This window comes from Bradyrhizobium sp. CCBAU 51627 (assembly GCF_028128765.1).
Taxonomy (GTDB): Bacteria; Pseudomonadota; Alphaproteobacteria; order Rhizobiales; family Xanthobacteraceae; genus Bradyrhizobium.
Genome location: NZ_LBJG01000024.1, coordinates 605,197 through 622,491 on the forward strand (window position 1 = coordinate 605,197; position 17,295 = coordinate 622,491).

General features: G+C 56.6%; 16 protein-coding genes and 2 pseudogenes. 12 read left to right on the forward strand and 6 right to left on the reverse strand.

Annotated features, from left to right (window positions below):
• Positions 1-233 precede the first annotated feature (233 nt).
• The 3 genes and pseudogenes from XH88_RS17780 to XH88_RS17790 all read left to right on the forward strand — a co-directional run.
• A pseudogene (locus XH88_RS17780) lies at positions 234-422 on the forward strand (ArdC-like ssDNA-binding domain-containing protein); the annotation flags it as partial.
• Positions 422-859 (forward strand): annotated as a pseudogene (locus XH88_RS17785) (TrbI/VirB10 family protein); the annotation flags it as partial. The pseudogenes XH88_RS17780 and XH88_RS17785, both read left to right, overlap by 1 nt.
• Positions 860-863: 4 nt before the next feature.
• Positions 864-1,109, forward strand: coding sequence for a DUF2274 domain-containing protein (locus tag XH88_RS17790; RefSeq protein ID WP_271669557.1), 246 nt, complete (start codon positions 864-866; stop codon positions 1,107-1,109).
• Here XH88_RS17790 and XH88_RS17795 read toward each other — a convergent pair.
• The 5 genes from XH88_RS17795 to XH88_RS17815 all read right to left on the reverse strand — a co-directional run bounded on the left by XH88_RS17795 (position 1,076) and on the right by XH88_RS17815 (position 5,631).
• Positions 1,076-2,035, reverse strand: a complete 960-nt coding sequence (locus XH88_RS17795) for a LysR family transcriptional regulator (RefSeq protein WP_271669558.1) — start codon at positions 2,033-2,035, stop codon at positions 1,076-1,078. The genes XH88_RS17790 and XH88_RS17795 overlap by 34 nt on opposite strands.
• 84 nt (positions 2,036-2,119) lie before the next feature.
• Positions 2,120-2,752 carry an acyl-homoserine-lactone synthase gene (locus XH88_RS17800; protein ID WP_271669559.1) on the reverse strand — a complete coding sequence of 211 codons (633 nt, stop codon included), beginning with the start codon at positions 2,750-2,752 and terminating at the stop codon, positions 2,120-2,122.
• Positions 2,753-2,835: 83 nt separating this feature from the next.
• A complete protein-coding gene (locus XH88_RS17805) occupies positions 2,836-3,552 on the reverse strand; it encodes a LuxR family transcriptional regulator (RefSeq protein ID WP_271669560.1) in 717 nt (238 codons plus the stop codon).
• A gap of 249 nt (positions 3,553-3,801) precedes the next feature.
• Complete coding sequence (locus XH88_RS17810) at positions 3,802-4,344, reverse strand: VOC family protein (RefSeq protein WP_271669561.1); 543 nt, start codon at positions 4,342-4,344, stop codon at positions 3,802-3,804.
• Between the two features lie 84 nt (positions 4,345-4,428).
• Positions 4,429-5,631 (reverse strand): acyl-CoA dehydrogenase family protein, encoded by a 1,203-nt coding sequence (locus tag XH88_RS17815; RefSeq protein WP_271669562.1) that lies wholly within the window; start codon positions 5,629-5,631, stop codon positions 4,429-4,431.
• A 1,148-nt stretch (positions 5,632-6,779) separates the two neighbouring features.
• Between XH88_RS17815 and XH88_RS17820 the strand changes: the two genes are divergently transcribed.
• The gene (locus XH88_RS17820) at positions 6,780-8,819 is read left to right on the forward strand and encodes a methyl-accepting chemotaxis protein (protein ID WP_271670373.1); all 2,040 of its coding nucleotides are present in this window, start codon (positions 6,780-6,782) and stop codon (positions 8,817-8,819) included.
• A 168-nt stretch (positions 8,820-8,987) separates the two neighbouring features.
• Here the strand turns inward: XH88_RS17820 and XH88_RS17825 are convergent, their stop codons facing one another.
• Complete coding sequence (locus XH88_RS17825; RefSeq protein WP_271669563.1) at positions 8,988-9,635, reverse strand: helix-turn-helix domain-containing protein; 648 nt, start codon at positions 9,633-9,635, stop codon at positions 8,988-8,990.
• A gap of 300 nt (positions 9,636-9,935) precedes the next feature.
• Between XH88_RS17825 and XH88_RS17830 the strand changes: the two genes are divergently transcribed.
• From XH88_RS17830 to XH88_RS17865, 8 genes are all read left to right on the forward strand, one after another.
• Positions 9,936-10,703 (forward strand): transporter substrate-binding domain-containing protein, encoded by a 768-nt coding sequence (locus XH88_RS17830; protein WP_271669564.1) that lies wholly within the window; start codon positions 9,936-9,938, stop codon positions 10,701-10,703.
• Between the two features lie 64 nt (positions 10,704-10,767).
• Positions 10,768-11,397, forward strand: a complete 630-nt coding sequence (locus XH88_RS17835) for a hypothetical protein (protein WP_271669565.1) — start codon at positions 10,768-10,770, stop codon at positions 11,395-11,397.
• Complete coding sequence (locus XH88_RS17840; RefSeq protein WP_271669566.1) at positions 11,394-12,068, forward strand: ABC transporter permease; 675 nt, start codon at positions 11,394-11,396, stop codon at positions 12,066-12,068. Before XH88_RS17835 ends, XH88_RS17840 begins: the two co-directional genes overlap by 4 nt.
• A 7-nt stretch (positions 12,069-12,075) precedes the next feature.
• The gene (locus tag XH88_RS17845) at positions 12,076-12,816 is read left to right on the forward strand and encodes an ABC transporter permease (RefSeq protein ID WP_271669567.1); all 741 of its coding nucleotides are present in this window, start codon (positions 12,076-12,078) and stop codon (positions 12,814-12,816) included.
• A 62-nt stretch (positions 12,817-12,878) separates the two neighbouring features.
• Positions 12,879-13,658 carry an amino acid ABC transporter ATP-binding protein gene (locus XH88_RS17850; protein ID WP_271669568.1) on the forward strand — a complete coding sequence of 260 codons (780 nt, stop codon included), beginning with the start codon at positions 12,879-12,881 and terminating at the stop codon, positions 13,656-13,658.
• Positions 13,659-13,947: 289 nt separating this feature from the next.
• On the forward strand, positions 13,948-15,195 hold the full coding sequence (locus XH88_RS17855; protein ID WP_271669569.1) for a serine hydrolase domain-containing protein: 1,248 nt from the start codon (positions 13,948-13,950) through the stop codon (positions 15,193-15,195).
• A 102-nt stretch (positions 15,196-15,297) separates the two neighbouring features.
• Positions 15,298-15,945: a hypothetical protein gene (locus tag XH88_RS17860; protein ID WP_271669570.1), complete on the forward strand. Its 648-nt coding sequence runs from the start codon at positions 15,298-15,300 to the stop codon at positions 15,943-15,945.
• Between the two features lie 402 nt (positions 15,946-16,347).
• Entirely contained in the window at positions 16,348-17,289 is a 942-nt protein-coding gene (locus tag XH88_RS17865; protein WP_271669571.1) for an ABC transporter permease, read from the forward strand.
• Positions 17,290-17,295 lie beyond the last annotated feature (6 nt).

A 17,295-nucleotide genomic window follows, 5' to 3' on the forward strand; every position in this document is an offset into this window, starting at 1 on the left:
ATTGAACCGGTCTCGTCGCTGCACTCGGACCCGCGTGCCCCTTCGGGTCGCTATGCTCACGCTCTCCGGGTGCCATTTTCCGTTGCGGCGATGCGCCCTTGGGCGCACGCCTGATCGCGAATGAGGCTCTCGGTAGATGGCGCAAGGGCTGAGAGTAAGAGTGCAGGTTGGTTTTTCCGTGACGGGTTGGATGTTGCGAGAGAGGCTCGCGGCGCCCGTCGCGGAGACCCGCGATGTCAAACACTACTGCTCGCGCGCGCGCCTGCCAGGACCGGGCAACCCTCTATAACGAAATTACCGACAAGATCATTGCCGAGCTTGAGGCCGGACGCGTCCCCTGGGTTCAGCCCTGGGGTACGTCCGCGGCGAAAGCGCCGCTGGCCATGCCGAAAAATGCGTCGACTAACCGGCAATACAGCGGCCGCAGGGAGCGCGCCTGATCGGCATTTACGATAGCCAGGTCACTTTCGGCCAGTCCCGCGTCCTGCTTGTCTGGACGCGGCTGATCATGCCCAATGGACGTTCTATCGTTCTAGAGCGGCAGCCGGGTGCGGACACCGCTGGCTATGCCGGCCTCCAAGACGAAATCGACAATCACTGGGGTGAGTTATTCAAGGCTGCCGCGCTATCGACGTTCTTGGCGGTCGGTACGGAACTAGGCGCAGGCTCCGACACCAATAGCAACGACAGCGCCATCATCCAAGCACTGCGACACGGCGCCTCCGACTCACTTAATCAAACCGGACAGCAAGTGGTCAGGCGCAGTCTCAACATCCAGCCGACCCTGACCGTACGTCCCGGTTTTCCGGTTCGCGTTCTCGTCAATCGTGACCTCATACTTGTGCCTTACGGAGGGTAGCGGGATGCCCAAGCTTAGAATCGGAACTCTGCTTGATGACAAACCGGTCAAGATCAGCATTGAACTCCCAGCATCAGTGCATCGGGATCTGGTCGCCTATGCAGAGGCTGTGGCACGCGAAAATGGGCAGCGCATTGATCCTGGAAAGCTGATCGCGCCCATGCTGGCTCGCTTTATGGCCGCGGACCGCGGATTTGCAAAAGCGCGTCGAACCGGTCACTCCCCGAGATCTGGCGGAGGTGAGGGGTAGCGTTCCGCCAACAGATTCAGGAAACGCTTCAGAACCGGATTTTCATTGTCATCGCGCCATTGTGCATAGAAGTCTAACCGGCTTGGCCCCGTTCCGTCCTGCAACTCTCGGTACGCCGAGCCGGAAAAGCTCGCTCCAATATCCGACTCCATCACAAGACTTAGCCCAATGCCCATACTTATCAGGCTTTTGATGATGTCTCGGCTAACGTCATGGCGCTCGATCCTGGGACGGTCCTCGGGTATTGCGAGCTTCGATATCAAGAGATCTTCAAGCTCGCGTCCCGGATCATACTGACTTAAGAGAAGCGTTTCGTTACGCAGATCAGTCCAGTAGACGGTTTCGCGTGCTGCCAAACGGTGAGCCTGGGGCAGCGAGATAAGGATGCGTTCGCTCCAGAGAGGTAGTGCTTTGGTGTCTTTCGAATAGAAGCGCCCTGGGGTGACGATTACATCGACGGTGCCGCTACGAAGGGCGGTCATTAGACGAAGGCGAGAGCGTTCTACTGTCGCCAATTCGATTTTGGGAAACTGCTTTTTGAACTCCGCTAATGTAGCTCGCAAATTGCCGGTGGAAATGGACGTGCAGAAGCCTATCGCAAGATGACCCGCTTCACCTCGGCCATTAGATCTACCGGTGTCGACGAGCGCATCGACTTGCTCCAGGATTAGCCGAGCAATTCGCAGGACCTTGCGGCCGGCGCTAGTAGGCTTGATCCCTCCGCTTGAGCGCTCAAACAATGACGTTCCGACCAGATATTCGAGCTGGCTAATAGAACGACTGAGGACCGTGTGCTTGATTGAAAGCACCTCTGCGGCCCGCCGAAAGCTTCCATAATCACAGGCGGCAACGGCCAGCCGAAGCTGTTGCAGGTCAACAGCAATTCCGGCGCTCCGTCGATCGTTCCTAATCTCGATTTCGGTCATGCTTGTCGCTCGGTAGAAAACCGCAAGACACAGCGTCCCCGCTCCGCGCGGGGACGTATATCACGTCTGTTTCGTGAAACGTCTCTACGCTGCCGCGAAGATGACTGGTGTCCAAAGAGCCGGCCTCGAAAGATCACCAGCCTTACGAAGGTTAGAGAGAATCTCTCTTGTAATCGCAAGATAACCTGCCACGGCTAGCGTATTGCCAATAGTGGAGGGACTGCCAATGCGTCGCAGGGGCCAACCGGCTCGACGGAGAACTCTCTCCATTCGGACGTCCGTGACGGTAACGATATCAGTGAGCTGTCGAGAAAGCCCGAACTCGACCATTCCGGCAAAGAGTTCGTAAGTGGCGCGCGCGATACCGTGATCCCCTTTTGGATCATTGGGAGCTACATCAATTGCGAATCTACTGCTTTCCCAAACGAGAGATGTTGCGGGCGCCGGTTGGCCTCCAAGAAGCGCGGGAAAGGTATCGCGAAGCATCGTCGGGCCAAGGGTTGGGAGCAGGCGGACGCAACCTTGTACTTGGCCGCTATCAGATACTTGGGCCAAGTAGGCGGGATGGAGTGCGTCAAAATCATCAATCTCCATGTCGCTGCTGGTTTGAACGTCCCATTCCATTCGAAGCTTGAAAACGCGATGCCGCAACCGATGCATAGCAACGAGAGTATCCGTAAAGTCGCCGTACGAAGCCGGTGTAATCAGCTGGATCATAGGTCCTCCAAAAAGGTCTGGCGCCTCCTTGGAGCGGAAATATCGATCGAATACACCACCTGTAGTCGCAGGGGATATTCACCCTAATTTTGCTTATCTTTCTTAGCAGCGGCCAAGCGCGTCGCGGCCTGGACGACCGTTCGAACCCCCAGCTTTTCCTTCGCGTTCTCTAAGTAGTATGCGACGGTGTTGCGTGATATATTTAGAATGCGTCCAATTTCCCAGGCGCTTTTGCCCTGTGCCGCCCATTGTAGGCACTCGAGCTCTCGGCGGGACAAGCCATTAATTATCAGTTCATTCGAGAGTTTACGCCGAACATGTGCATGGAAATACATCGCCATAAGTTGGAGTACTCGACCGTGCGAGGTCACGCAGGCTGCAAATGGCGCGTGTCGTTGATCGGCAGCAAAGGTAAGGGCGGCAATGGGACTGCGACCATCGTGAATTGGGACAGTAAATCCGAACCGAATTCCGAATTGTGCTGCCTCATCGAGGAGCCGTTGCTGGTCCAGTGATGTACCCTTGGCATGAATCCCCCATGTGAAGGGTTCAGGATCTTTGAGGGCCTGCATTACTACAGGATCAATATCTTCGTAGTGATTCTCCAGATAGCGAGAGGTCCACCTAGGCGGATAAGTCGAGATCAAACGCGGCTTTCCGCGCTGTCCTTGCGGCAAAGCCAGGTAGGCGAAACAGGATAGATCCAAAGCAGCAGCCGTCACTGACATTGCGTGGGAAAAGTCAGCCGCAGATTCGGCGCTGGAGAGGAGATCAATGAATCTTTGGAAGATCCGGTGCATGTGCGAAACGCGAGTGTGTTGGGGGAGAACTCTGCAAGTAAATTGAGGGAAGTCTCAACCGGGTTTCGTGCGAGCGCCATTGCGGTTCAATCGCGGGGTGCTTCAATTGCCGATGCGTAGCGGACAGAGGCCTCCGCAAATGACCTGCCTCCTGGGGACGGCTTTCGCGCGTCAAGAAGGGATGCGTCCAGGACCTGCGGCGCGGCCCATGAGGGGTCAAGCCAAGTCGCCTCCCTATTCAAACCAAGGCTAATTCGGCTTGGCGAGTTCCTTCTCGTGCAGCCAGGCGTTGTGACGAGGCGCACGCTTGGTCAGCGACCACTCGTCAATCATTTCTTGGGCGACCGATTTCATGCGAGCGATTTGGTCGTTCGTAGCCGTCCAAGCCGCGATTTCGAGACGGTGACCGCTGGGATCGCGAAAGTAGATCGACTTGAAGATCGTGTGATCCGTGACGCCGACGACCTCGAGCCCAGCAGCCTCAGCTCGTGACTTGGCCTCGTTGAGTTCTTTGAGATCGGCGACCTGAAAGGCAATGTGCTGCGTCCATTCTGGCGTATTGACGTCCCGTCCCATCGGCGGAGAGTTCGGCAATTCGAAAAAGGCCAATATATTCCCATCGCCCGCATCCAGAAAAATGTGCATGTAGGGATCAGGCTCCTTTGTCGAGGGGACAGTGTCCTCCGCGATGGCACCGAGAAGGTCCATATTCAGTATCTTTTTGTAGAACTCGACGGTCGTTTTGGCGTCGACGCAGCGATACGCGACGTGGTGAATCTTCTGGATTTTCATTGTTGGCGGCTCCAATTGATCAGTTGGCCAGGTCGAAAGAGGATGTTGTCCGTTTGATCCTCTCCAATCCCAGGTAAGTGGAAGCTAAATGCGAGCGTTGGGCGGGAGATCGACGCCGAGAAGCGCGCGTCCGTAGAGCTCGCCGGCGTGGTTCGCTTGCATCAGGAAGTGGGCGGCCATGCTATGGAGGTCGCGAAAATATCGCTCGACTGGGCCTCGTGGTAAAAGGCTTCCGCCCACAATTCGGGCGAGATCGTCACCAGAGGCAAGAGCAGTGTCACAGATCGTCGCGCCGCTGATGCGGTAGCGTGTGCGTTGCTCCGCTGTGAATGGCAGCTCGGCAACCGCCTGGTCCCACATCTCATCTACATCATGCATGAGCTGATTGAATGCCATGTCAATCTTGCTCGCCGCTTTTCCGAGTTCAGCGACCGAAAACCGGTCCTCGGTCTGTGGTGCGCTGGTGCCGGCAGGGAAGCGCTTCTTCATCGCCTCAATTGTATGGTCGAGCAATCCATACGACACGGCGACGATCGGCGCAGCGACTGACATCACGAACAAGCTCGTGTGGGGAATACGAAACATTGGGCCGCGATTTCGCTCGGTGCCGGGTACAATTCCGCGCTGCAGGTTGCTCCAACTCAGCGTGCGATAGGCGGGGACGCGCTCGTCTTCGAGATATACGTCCTTACTGCCGGTTCCTTGCATGCCGAAGACGTTCCAACTTTCGTGGTCGATGCGGAAACTGGATTTCGGCACGAGCAACAGGCGCAATTCCCGAGATCCGCCAGTTGTCGGAACATCGACCAGGACGGACGCCCAGTCAGCTACATCGATGCCCGACGCGTACGTCCACTTCCCTGTCAGACAGTAATACTCGCCGTCGAGTGTTGCGTTGACGCCCCGGCCAACGTTGCCTGTCAAAGCGATGACGACCGCGTCGCGGCCGCCCTCGAACACATCATCCTGAGCAGCCGGCGGAAACATTCCCGCCATCCAGGGGTGCAATCCCGCCAAAGCCACGATCCATGCCGTGGCGCTGTCACCGCGAGCGAGTTCTCGCGTTACCCGCCACAAGGTCGATGGGCACAGGCCGTAGCCTCCGTTCTCTTGCGATTGGCAGATGCGGAAGAATCCTGCGTCGCGTAGCTTCTCAGCGACTCGATTTGAAAGACGCTTCTCTGTGTCATGACTGCTGCCGGCATCCCTCAAGAAGGGAATTAGATCGCGAGCCGCACTAATCAACGCGGTCTCCGTCGGGATTACTCTTATCTTTTCCTGCTTCATCGTTTCCTCGCAAATAGTGGCGGACATCGAGTCACAGCGCCCAGTCGGCAATAAAGTGCATGTGGAGCGTTGCAACGTGATCCAACGCTTAGAGCCTCGCGACGGAGTAGGTCTGTATCCGTCGATACGATCGTGCGCCTACGTTAGATGCTCGTGGAGCGGGGCATACGACAGCCTCACGCTCACATGGGTGGCGACTTGATTGGGAAATATATTTGCCGAAGCGGCGATATGGTGTGTCAACTCAGCTTAGGCGGGACTGTTCATTTCGGTTCTGCAGTTGGCGGGAGTCGATGTGATCGGACCACATGGCGGCTGCCGCGGCGAGCGGAGGGACAAGGATTGCGGCCGATCGCGTTGTTACTAGCTCTTTGCTCTGCATCTGAGGATAGCAGTCGCGCGAGCGAGCATGGTCCGATGTCTGAACGGAGGGCAGAGTACCGTGCGCAATTCAGATTTTGTGGGATAGCGTCCCTGACATAGCGCCCTCTGACGGCGGCCTTTCCCTTCCGACCGCAAGAAACCGACGACCGCGGTCCAGCCGACCGCGTCATTCTGTACTCACGGCCTAGTGGTGATTGGGATCCGCACGTGCAAACGCGAATCACTTCAGTTCGGTTGTCGAATTGATGCATCTGTATCGCCGGATACAGCATTATCCCCGCACCACTGAGAGACTCCGGGCGCTATGGCTGCGGTTTAGCTTGCTCGGCGCTGGAAGGACGTCAACCTGAAAGTCACGCTATCCTTGTCCAAGAGGAGTCGGGAATCACAGGTGTTGGCTTGAGATGCCGGGATCGCCTGCTGTCCACTAGCGGGAGCGAAGCGACTTGTCCGTCAGCTCTTTGTTGGTATCAGCGCAGGTTGCGTCGCGAACACCGAAATTTCGAGAAGTGGCGGCTGATCGATCGCCGTTGGTGCGTGCTGCATGAAAGCGGCTGCGGCTCGTGCACCGGATGCTGTCCTCCGCAAACAGTACCGATGTTAGCTGGGTCTATGGCCGGGCACTCCAGAAATTTATACCGCTACTACCCATGAAAGTCGGGCCGCTTCGAAAGCGCAACCGCCGCTGCGCGACTGATGCCTCCGAATCGTGAGTCGTTCTTTTGGTTGAGGGGAACAAGCACTTGATCATTTCTTTCCAAGCCATGGCAGGTCACCGAGTCCTTTTCCGGCTCTTTACCGACCGCAGGATCAGCACAAAAATAAGGATTGGATACCTCGCCGTACTGATGCTGACGGCGATATTGGCGGTCACATCCTATCGCAGCTTTAGCAAGGTCTCGGAGGGGTTCCAGACGTTCAATCAGCACATCAACGTAGCGACGATCGCTCGCGATGTTGATCGCGGCTTTATCGAATTCCGCCGGTACGTGCGCGAATTCTCCCTCTCAGGCGATGCAGGTTTGCTTGAAGAGGCGCGTAGACGGCAGCAACTCCTGGTTAAGGATATGAGGCGCGGTCTGGACGAGATCAAGAACCCCGAGCACCGCCAGATGATGACGGATTTGATTGGGCAATTCGAGCCTTATATCAACGATTTCGACAAGCTTGTCGCTCTGAAGCAGGAGCAAAATACACTGGTTGAGGAAGTCCTCAATCCTCTTGGCTTGAAGTCTCGCGCTAAGATCGAGGAGCTTCAGGCGATGGCAAGCAACGGGGGTAACTCGAGCACACTGATCTTGGCTGACGAGGCCTTGAAGCAATTGCTGCTGTTGCAGCTCAACGTCAACAAGTTGTTGGTTCGCTATGAACAGGGTTCGGCCGAGAGAGCGGACAAGGCTCACTCGGCGCTCAAAGTCGCGATGACCAGCCTCGACGGGAAATTCGTCAATGACGATGTCCGCAAAATATTTGCCGACCTAGCGGTCAACATCCAGAGATACACCGATGCCTATCGCAAGGCAGCGCATAATGCGCACGAAGCCGAGGTACTCGCCAATGGAGAAATGGCATTGATGGCGCAAATGATCGGCGCCGCCGCTGAAGCGATCAAAGAAGCCGGCCTAGCGGACGAGACAGAGGTCAAAGGCGAGACGGAAGCCCTTGTCGCGTCAACCGAAAGCTTCATTCTGATCTTATCGGTTGCATGCTTGAGTGTTGGTGTGGTCCTTGCTTGGTTGATCGGACGTGCGATCTCGAAGCCAGTGGTCGGTCTATGTCGCGGTATGCGCGAACTCGCCGACGGGAATTTCCAGGTCGTGCTCCCCGGCCTCGGCCGTGGCGATGAAGTCGGTGACATGGCGCGGGCGGTCGAGACCTTCAAGATCAAAGCTGAACAGAAGGCGCGCGATGAAGCCGAAGCGAAGATGGAGCAGGATCAGATCGCTGCGCAACTGCGCAAGGCCGATATGATCAGGCTTGCCGACTCGTTCGAAGCCGCCGTCGGCGCGGTTGTCGAAACCGTGTCCCTAGCCTCGATTGAGCTCGAAGCATCCGCCGGTATGCTGACTGCCACGGCGCAGCGGGCGCAAGAGCTGACCACGGCAGTCGCTATAGCATCCGAAGAGGCATCGACCAACGTTCAGTCTGTCGCTTGCGCCACCGAGGAACTGTCATCATCAGGTAACGAGATCAGCCGTCAGGTGCAGGAGTCGGCGCGGATGGCCGGTGAGGCCGTTGAGCAAGCGCGCAGGACCAATGAGCAGGTCAGCGAGCTTTCGAAGGTTGCCAGCCGTATTGGAGATGTCGTCGAGTTGATCAGCACAATCGCGGGACAGACGAATCTCTTGGCACTCAATGCCAATATCGAGGCGGCCCGAGCGGGTGAAGCCAGTCGCAGCTTCGCAGTTGTCGCGACGGAAGTGAAGGCGTTGGCGGAGCAGACCGCCAAGGCCACTGAGGAGATCGGCCAGCAAATCAACAGCATCCAGACGGCGACCCAGACATCCGTGGGTGCGATCAAGGAAATCAGCGAGACCATCGAAAAACTGTCGGAAATATCGTCCATCATCGCCGCAGCAGTGGAAGAGCAGGGGGCCACCACACTAGAAATATCGCGCAACGTCCAGCAGGCAGCGCAGGGTACGCAGCAGGTCTCCACTAATGTCATCGACGTACAACGCGGCGCTGCCGAGGCTGGAACGGCTTCGTCTCAGGTGCTCTCTGCAGCGCAGAGCCTCTCAAGCGAGAGCAACCGTCTCAAGAGCGAGGTCAATAAGTTCCTCGAATCCGTTCGCGCCGCCTAGCCTCAAGAGTGCGGGCTACTGGAGACAGAGCGGTTCGTCGGATCTCAACTTGCTCAAGCTGAACCGGGCCTACGCAGAACCGGCTGCGAGGCGCGCGTCACTTTGCGGGTTATCATTGTTGAGCGAAGCAGGCCATTTGCGGAGTGGTTGCGCGGTCTCTCTGCGCACTTACGTACGCAAATTAAACACGACCGACAGAATACGAACTGTCGGCGTCAGCAGGTTTTCATGACCGTGGACAAAATTCGCATCGAAGACGAGCGTATCTCCGGGATGCAGCTCCATCACCGCATCTGCATAACGGTAAATCATCGAGCCTTCCAGCACATAGATCAATTCGATCCCGGTATGCTGAAATCCGGGGTTGTTTGCGCAATCACTTGTCAGCGTCACGAGATACGGTTCGACATATTTCTCGCCGGACAATAAATGCCCGAGCAACTGATAGTTCAGGCCGGATCGATGAGCCTGTCGCTGGACGTTGATGCCCTTACCCGACCGAACGAGAGAATAGTCGATGGGCTGATTATAGGCGGCGAAAAGTCGTGACACCGGAACCTTGAGCGCGACTGATAGTGACACCAGTGTCGTGAAGGATGGCGTGGTGGATCCATGCTCGATCCTAGAGAGCATGGCGTTCGACAAGCCTGCGGCCTCGGCGAGTTGGTTTGCCGCCATATTCAGGCTCAGCCTCAAGCTTTTGATCTCTTTGCCAACGGCCAATGCCAGAGCACCTCCTTTCTCGGAGTTGTACTGATCGGAATCGGCCGAAGCTTCGGATTGCACCGGCGTCGCAGATTGGGTCGGCCTGGTCATAAGCGAGAGCGCCCCCCTGCGGACCCGCTTACCCCCCATCGGTCTCTTAGTGCGCGTGCCACCGGACAATTTACGCTCCCTTCTTCCACGTAGAAAAACATCACAATATTCGATCTGGTCGTCCAGGCAAAAAGGCGGATTCGGCACGCGCCGTGCCAAGTGCCGAAGCGCCGACCATGCCGCCTGGTAGCCCGATTTGCATGAGATTAAAATATTCTCAGCGACGTTGACGATCGAAGCTCGCAGCCGGACACTTGATTGAACAAGCTCTCTACTTTGAGCGCTCGACGCGGGACAGACATGAACCATTTGAGTTGTCGGAACGTGGCACTTAGCTTTGCGCTTTCTGCGCTTGCTGCATCAGGTGCAATTGCTCAGGACCTACGCATCGCCACCGAAGGCACTTATCCGCCGTGGAGCTTTGTCGACGCCAAGGGTACGTTGACCGGCTGGGACGTCGATATTGCAAACGCCCTTTGCGAGGTCATGCAGGTCAAATGCAAGATCGTTGCCCAGGAATGGGATGGCATTATTCCCGGCCTGAACGCAAGAAAATACGACATGATCGTCGCCAGCATGGGCGTGACCGAAAAGCGCAAGCAACAGGTCGCTTTCACCAAAAAATACAAGAACACGTCCAGCCAGTTTGTTGCGCGAAAGGGCGCCTTCACTGACACAAGCCCCGGCGCGCTGAAGGGTAAAACGATCGGCGTACAGCGCGGCAGCATTCAGGATGCATACCTGACGGCGACTTATCCCGATTCCCAGATCGTTCGCTATGACAAGACCACTGACGTGGAGATGGACCTTAGTGCGGGTCGTATCGACCTGCTTCTCGCGAACCGTGTGACGTCGTTGCTGGGCTTCCTCAAGAGCCCGCAAGCGGCTGAGTATGAGCTCGTCGGTCCGGAATATTCTGGCGGTCTCCTCGGGGAAGGAAACGCGATTGCCTTGCGCAAGGATGACACCAAACTGCTCGAGCAAGTAAATTCCGCCATCGATACGATCTTGTCGAACGGGACTTACGACAAGATTGTAAAACGGTATTTCGACTTCAAACTAATGTAGCGATTAAGCGTTTCGGCGCGGCAAAGACGACGTTCAACGCTTTTAGGTACGCGGGCAGAATTCGATGATCACCTTCGCAACGCTCGGCCCGGCCGGGACCAACCATGAATTCGTGACTAAGGAGTACATCAAGTTTCACGGCATCCCGGAAGCAAAGATTGTACTCGTGCCAGATTTCGACGTCGCCATGAAGGGGCTGATCAACAGTGAGTACGATTTCATCTTACAATGTGCCGTGCATCCTGACACGCCTTCGACACTCGGTACGCACTTTAGAAGAATGTTCGCCGTCGATAGCTTCATTTGCCGCAGCAAGGAGCTGGCGATTCTCACGCGCTCGGATGTCGAAACACCGAAATCAATCGGTCTTTTGGCTCCTGCGACCGAGAGCTACATCGATGTCAGCCGATGGCAGACGCGGGTGTCCGAGCCGTCACTCCCGATCATTTTCGAGAATCTTCTCAAGGAAAAATACGATTCTGCCCTCGTTTACCTCGAGTACGCAGAACAGTATCCGGATCGGGTGCGGGTGGATCAGGTTATCGGTTCGCCCGATGACGTCTGGATCGTCTATGCGAACGAGAGAACATCCAAGGGAAAGCTTCAGGCCTGGCATGAAGGACCTGTCCGCGAGTTGATCCGCCAGAAGGTGGAAAGCGATGGCTTACGAAAATCTGGCGGGTCCAACCTGTGACGGCGGATTGGGTTTCTGGTTATGGCCTGCAATTGCTTTGGGGCGTGGTCACGACGCTTTCGGTGACGCTCATGGCGCTCATTATCGGAACCGTGTTCGGCATCTCGCTCGGTGCCGTTAAAATTTATGGCGCCAAGCCGTTTCGCTACAGCGCGGAAGTATACACTGCCCTCGTTCGGGGCGTACCCGATCTCATCATCATCTACTTGATCTATTTTGGCGGTACGGTCGCGCTGACCAAGTTGACCGGACGGTATGTGGACATCAACGGCTTCGCCGCTGGTGTTGCATCGCTCGCTTTCATTTTCGCGGCCTACGCGAGCGACATTTTTCGAGGGGCTATAAAACAAGTCCCGCGCGGCCAGTTTGATGCAGCGCATGCGCTTGGTCTCTCGCGACGCGCCGCCTTCCTTCGGATCATCTTGCCCCAGGCATGGCGGTTGGCGCTACCAGGCTTCGGAAACCTCGCCATCATCCTGATCAAGCAGACGTCATTGATTTCCGTGATCGGACTTGAAGAGTTATTGCGGGCGTCGTCCGTAATTTCCGGCGCAACCAGACAACCGTTTCTCGTCTATTCGGTGACTGCGATCCTATACCTGATCATGACGAGTTTTGCGTCCTGGGGTTTTCGCCACGCCCGTATTTGGTCCAATCGGGGCTTTGCGTGAGGGCGCCATGCTAGAATTCTCGATCATGGCAGACGCGCTTCCGAGCCTGCTCAAGGGGGCGGGTTTGACGGGGCGGCTGGCCGTACTCATTTTGCTTCTCGGGATGACGATAGCTGTGCCGCTCGCCTACGCGCGGAACGCACAATCGATTTGGCTCCACGGTCCGGCGAAGATCTACATTCTTGTCGTTCGCGGAGTTCCGTCTCTGCTGCAAGTCTTCATTGTTTATTACGGACTTGGACAGCTAAGCTTCGTACGAAGCTCGGTTTTGTGGCCGGTTCTTCGCGATCCGTTTTGGTGCGTTATCATCGCACTCGGTCTGAATTCGGCCGCCTACACCGCGGAAATCGTCGCCGGTGCGCTGAGAATGGTGCCAAAGGGGCTTCTCGAGGCTTCGCAAGCCCTCGGTCTCTCGTGGTTTCAGACGCAACGCAAGGTGGCTATTCCGCTTGCCGTTCGCGCAGCGCTGCCGGCGTATGAAAGCGAAATCATCCTCACGATCAAGGCGACTTCGCTCGCCAGTACGATCACTCTCCTCGATCTGACAGGTGCCGCCCGGCTTGAGGTGTCAAATACCTTTGCGCCTTACGAGGTCTTTCTGACAGCAGGAGCAATCTACTTCTGTATCACCACCAGCTTGAGCTGGCTGTTGCGCAGATTTGAGGAGCGGCTGTCCACCGACCACCGGACTGGGGAGCGGAGCGCCAAGAAGCTTCAACCCGTCCTGCCGGCCCTCACCAACCATTAGTGATGCCGAATCCGGGCGACGTCTTTGTCGCTAATTCCTGGTCTAACGCGCGAGAAGTGGAGATGAGCGTGCGAACGATGGAAAGTGGCTCATGTGAAGGTGGCACCGTGGTTATGTCCGCAGTCACCAAGCTTTTCGGCTCGTTCGCCGCGCTCAATGGAATAGATCTGAGTGTGGCTCGCGGCGAGAAGGTCGTTGTCTGTGGTCCGTCGGGGTCTGGGAAATCGACGTTGATTAGATGCATCAACCACATCGAGAAGCATGATGGCGGATCGATCGTGGTTGACGGATGTATTCTCGACCATAAAGCTGCGAATGTGGACAGGGTCAGACGCGAAGTGGGAATGGTGTTTCAGAGTTTCAATCTCTTTCCCCACATGTCGGTGCTCGCGAACTGTATGCTGGCGCCGATGCTTGTGAGAGGTTTGAAAGCGGTCGAGGCTGAGGAGGTCGCCATTGGTTTTTTAAGACGGGTAAGGATCGCCGATCAGGCTACCAAATATCCCTCTCAACTCTCCGGCGGGCAGCAGCAACGCGTCGCAATTGCAAGGGCGATGTGCATGAGGCCGAAGATAATGCTTCTCGACGAGCCGACCTCAGCGCTCGACCCGGAGATGGTCAAGGAAGTCCTAGACACGATGATGGAACTTGGCGCGCGCGCCTCCGTCGATGGCATGACGATGATCTGCGTGGCTCATGAGATGGGATTTGCGAGAGAGGTCGCCGACCGAGTAATCTTCATGGATGAGGGCGCTATCGTGGAGGAAGGCGCGCCAGAGCAGTTCTTCTGTCAGCCCAAGACGCAGAGAGCGCGGAATTTTCTGTCGCGGATTTTGCATTGATCGTGCCATGCGGACATCCATACGGTCGACAGTCGGCTGAGCCTCTTAATCGCCGAATGCAGCAGCTTGGTGTTAGAAGGAAAGCTCATGGTTCTCGGCGCACCGTGGTGTCGCCTGGAACCCTCTCAGGGCCGCTCCGCGAGTGCAGCTCGCGTGTGAGCGCCTCAGATCGAGCCACTCGTGCTGGGTGGCCTGCGGTCATGGTCTCAATAGCCCGACGCCTATCATGGGATCGCAATTGCATAAGCGCGAAGCTAACTTGGAGCGCTACTCGACTGGGAGGACCGTAATGAAAGTACGCTTGTCGAAGAGAATTGCTGTCTTCGTGATTCTCGCCTGCACGTCGCTGACGCTCCTTGGGCGTGCGACAGCGCAACAGGCGCTCCGGCCACAGCTTGCGGGCGGTTTAGTGTCGGACGTGCCGATCGGCATACAGAACCTTCGCTTTGCAATGCTGGACGCCGAGATCAACGCGCTCACCTTCCGCAGCATGGACGCGCTGTTCACCACGCGCACGGTCGCACGTTCCGGCTCCGTCTGGCAGCTTCCGCGGGACGATCACGCACTCGATTTCGACTATCAGTACGATGGGAAAACGTTTCAGGCCAATCAGTTTCTTGACCGATCCTACACGAACGCGCTCCTCATCCTGAAGAATGGCAAGATCGTCTTTGAAAAATACCTTAACGAGTCGAGCGATCGAACTCGCTTCATGGGCTTTTCCATGACGAAGTCGATTACGTCAATGCTCATCGGCTGTGCACTGGCCGAACGCCGAATCAAGTCGCTGGATGAGAGGATCGACATCTATTTACCGGAGTTGAAGGGCGGCGGTTACGAAGGCGTGACGATCCGGCAGGTCATGCAAATGCGATCGGGAGTCGACTACGAAGAGCGCTACGATTTTCAGAACCCGGGAGTAGCAGCCAGAAATCACATCGATGCGCTAGTCAAGAACGTGGTACGCTTCGCAGATGTGGCCCGAAGTATTGAGCGAAAGCATCCGCCGGGCGAAGTCTTCCAGTACAAGACTTTGGATACGGCGGTGCTTGGCCTTCTCTTGGAGCGTGTGAGCGACGGTAGCAATTTGGCCGCCTACATGGCGAAGCACCTCTGGGAGCCTATCGGTGCAGAGTCCGACGGCTTCTTCATCATGGATGGAGCGCCAGGCGTAGGTCGAGAATTCAGCGGTGCTGGCTTCAACGCTACGCTTCGCGATTTCGCCCGTTTGGGCCTCATGATGCTTAACAAGGGCGCCGCCAACGGACATCAAATTCTTTCTTCTGAGTGGGTGACGGAGTCGACCCGTCCTACCGATCCAGCGCATTCGGAGCCTCGTGGCTACGGATACCAGTGGTGGACTATCGGCAACGAAGGCGCCTACACGGCGCTTGGACTGCAAGGGCAATACATCTTTGTTGACCCCGCAACGCATACGGTGGTCGTCAAGCTGAGCTACTTCCCACCAGGCGAGAAGCGCGCCTCTGATGAGACTGTAGCTTTTCTCAAGGCGGCTTCGGCTTGGCAGCCACATTGAGCAAGGCTGTCTCCAAAACCAGGGATGCTGACAGGACATACCTCCGGCCATCGATCGGAGGGCTAGTACGAATTGAAGAGAGCTCTTAAGGAGGTTACCAAAATGAGCCACATGGCAAGGACTGCGGCAGTTCTTCTCCTGTCGCAGGTTGCGACGGCGCCCATCCAAGCCGCACAAACGGCAACCCCGAGCGTAAAAATTGGCACGCTGGCTCCGGAAGGCACCAATCATGATCTGAATGTCAAACGCTGGATCGCTTATCGCAAGGTCGCCAACCCCGAGATCGTGTACTACGATAGTTTCCTCATCGCGGGCGACGACCTTGCAAATGGCAAGATCAACTACGTCATCGTTACGCCGGCGCACCCCCAGCAGAAGGAAATGGCGAAGCAAGGGGAGAATAAGATCTTTCTGGAAGAATGCTTCAAAGGTGCCACGTACGAAATGGGTTTGCTGACGCGTGAGACGGTGCAAACTCCAAGGTCCGTGGCCTTCATGCCGGTAACGGCAAAAGTCTTCGACGGCATGTCGTACGAAGTCAAGATTTCGGTCCGTTCAAATGTGGACGCCGGTAGGAAACTGGTCGCTGGCGAGGTCGATTCCGCGGTAACGTTTACATCATTCGCCAGCGAGAACCCTGGAAAGTTCAAAATTCTGAAGCTGATACCTATCCATGACGTCACATGGCAGGTCTATTCCACCAAAAAGCCGACAACGTCTGATATAGGCTGTGAATTAAGCTTGAAGTAGAGCAGGTGTGGATCGGCGGCACCTTCACGTGAACCCGCAGCAGACGAGCGGAGATCAAGTGCCTCGAGATTGGGAAAGTAATCGGGCGACTGATCATCCGCGCCGGCGGTAACTTTAGCTGGCCCGAACCGAGTCGGTAGTGTGGGCGGCAGGCGTGGCGCGGAATGCCCCACTACTGTTGGCCGGAAAAGCCGACAGTCCAGTATACCGAGATACAATTGTGGGAGGAGGCCGACCCTAGACTTCGGAGTGAGCAATTACCTTGAGCTGAGGGTTCATGCAGCGCTCTGTTTCTCCTTCTGGCGGTACGTGCACATTGTGCTGGCCCACCCGGGCCGACGGAGCGCGAAAAAACGGCCAAGTGGGGCTCTCGTTCAAGTCGTCACCAGCCAGGTTGCTCCGATGCTGATCCTGATTGCACTGCGCATTGCTGCGGCAATTCCGGTCATCTTTGTCGTTGCGACGGTCGTCTTTGCGCTGCTTCGCTTCAGCCCCGGTGACCCTGCAACCATCATGGCCGGAGACGCCGCCTCGCCAGAGCGAATTGAGCAGTTGCGAGCCGCCCTTGGATTAGATCAGCCGATCTATACGCAATACAGCATCTGGCTCGAGGAAATGGCCAAGGGCAATCTCGGCGTCTCGATCCAATCGAAGCAGTCTGTGTTGACCTTGGTGCTTGACCGACTGGAGCCAACCCTTGTGCTCGCTGTCTGCTCAATTGTCCTTACTGTCGTTATCGCGGTTCCGCTGGGTACAATCGCTGCTTGGAATCACAATCGTTGGGTCGATCGAGCCGTCATGGCGCTGTCGGTCGCCGGCTTTTCCATGCCGACCTTCGTGACTGGCTATCTGTTGATCTTGGCCTTCGCAATGTGGGCCGACCTGCTACCGGTCCAAGGCTACGTAAGCCCATTTCAGGACCTCGTCGGAAGCATCAAGCACTTGGTGCTGCCATCGTTGACGTTGTCCTGCGTCCTAATTGCCCTGATCTCGCGCGTCACGCGATCGAGTGTCCTCGATGTGCTCGGCGAAAACTTCATAAAGACAGCACTCGCGAAGGGGAGCAGCGGAGCCCGCATCCTCTGGCGCCATGCGCTGCCGAACGCGGCAATACCAATTATCACTGTCGTTGGCGCAGCCGTGGCCCTTGTCATCAGCGGTGTTGTGGTCACCGAGAGCGTATTCAACATCCCTGGCCTAGGACGGCTCACGATCGATGCCATTCTCAGTCGAGACTACCCTGTCGTCCAGGGGCTCATCCTTCTCTTCGCGCTCTTCTACGTCGGCATCAACCTTGTCGTCGACGTGCTCTACATCGTGGTCGATCCTCGTATCCGGTACTGACGACAA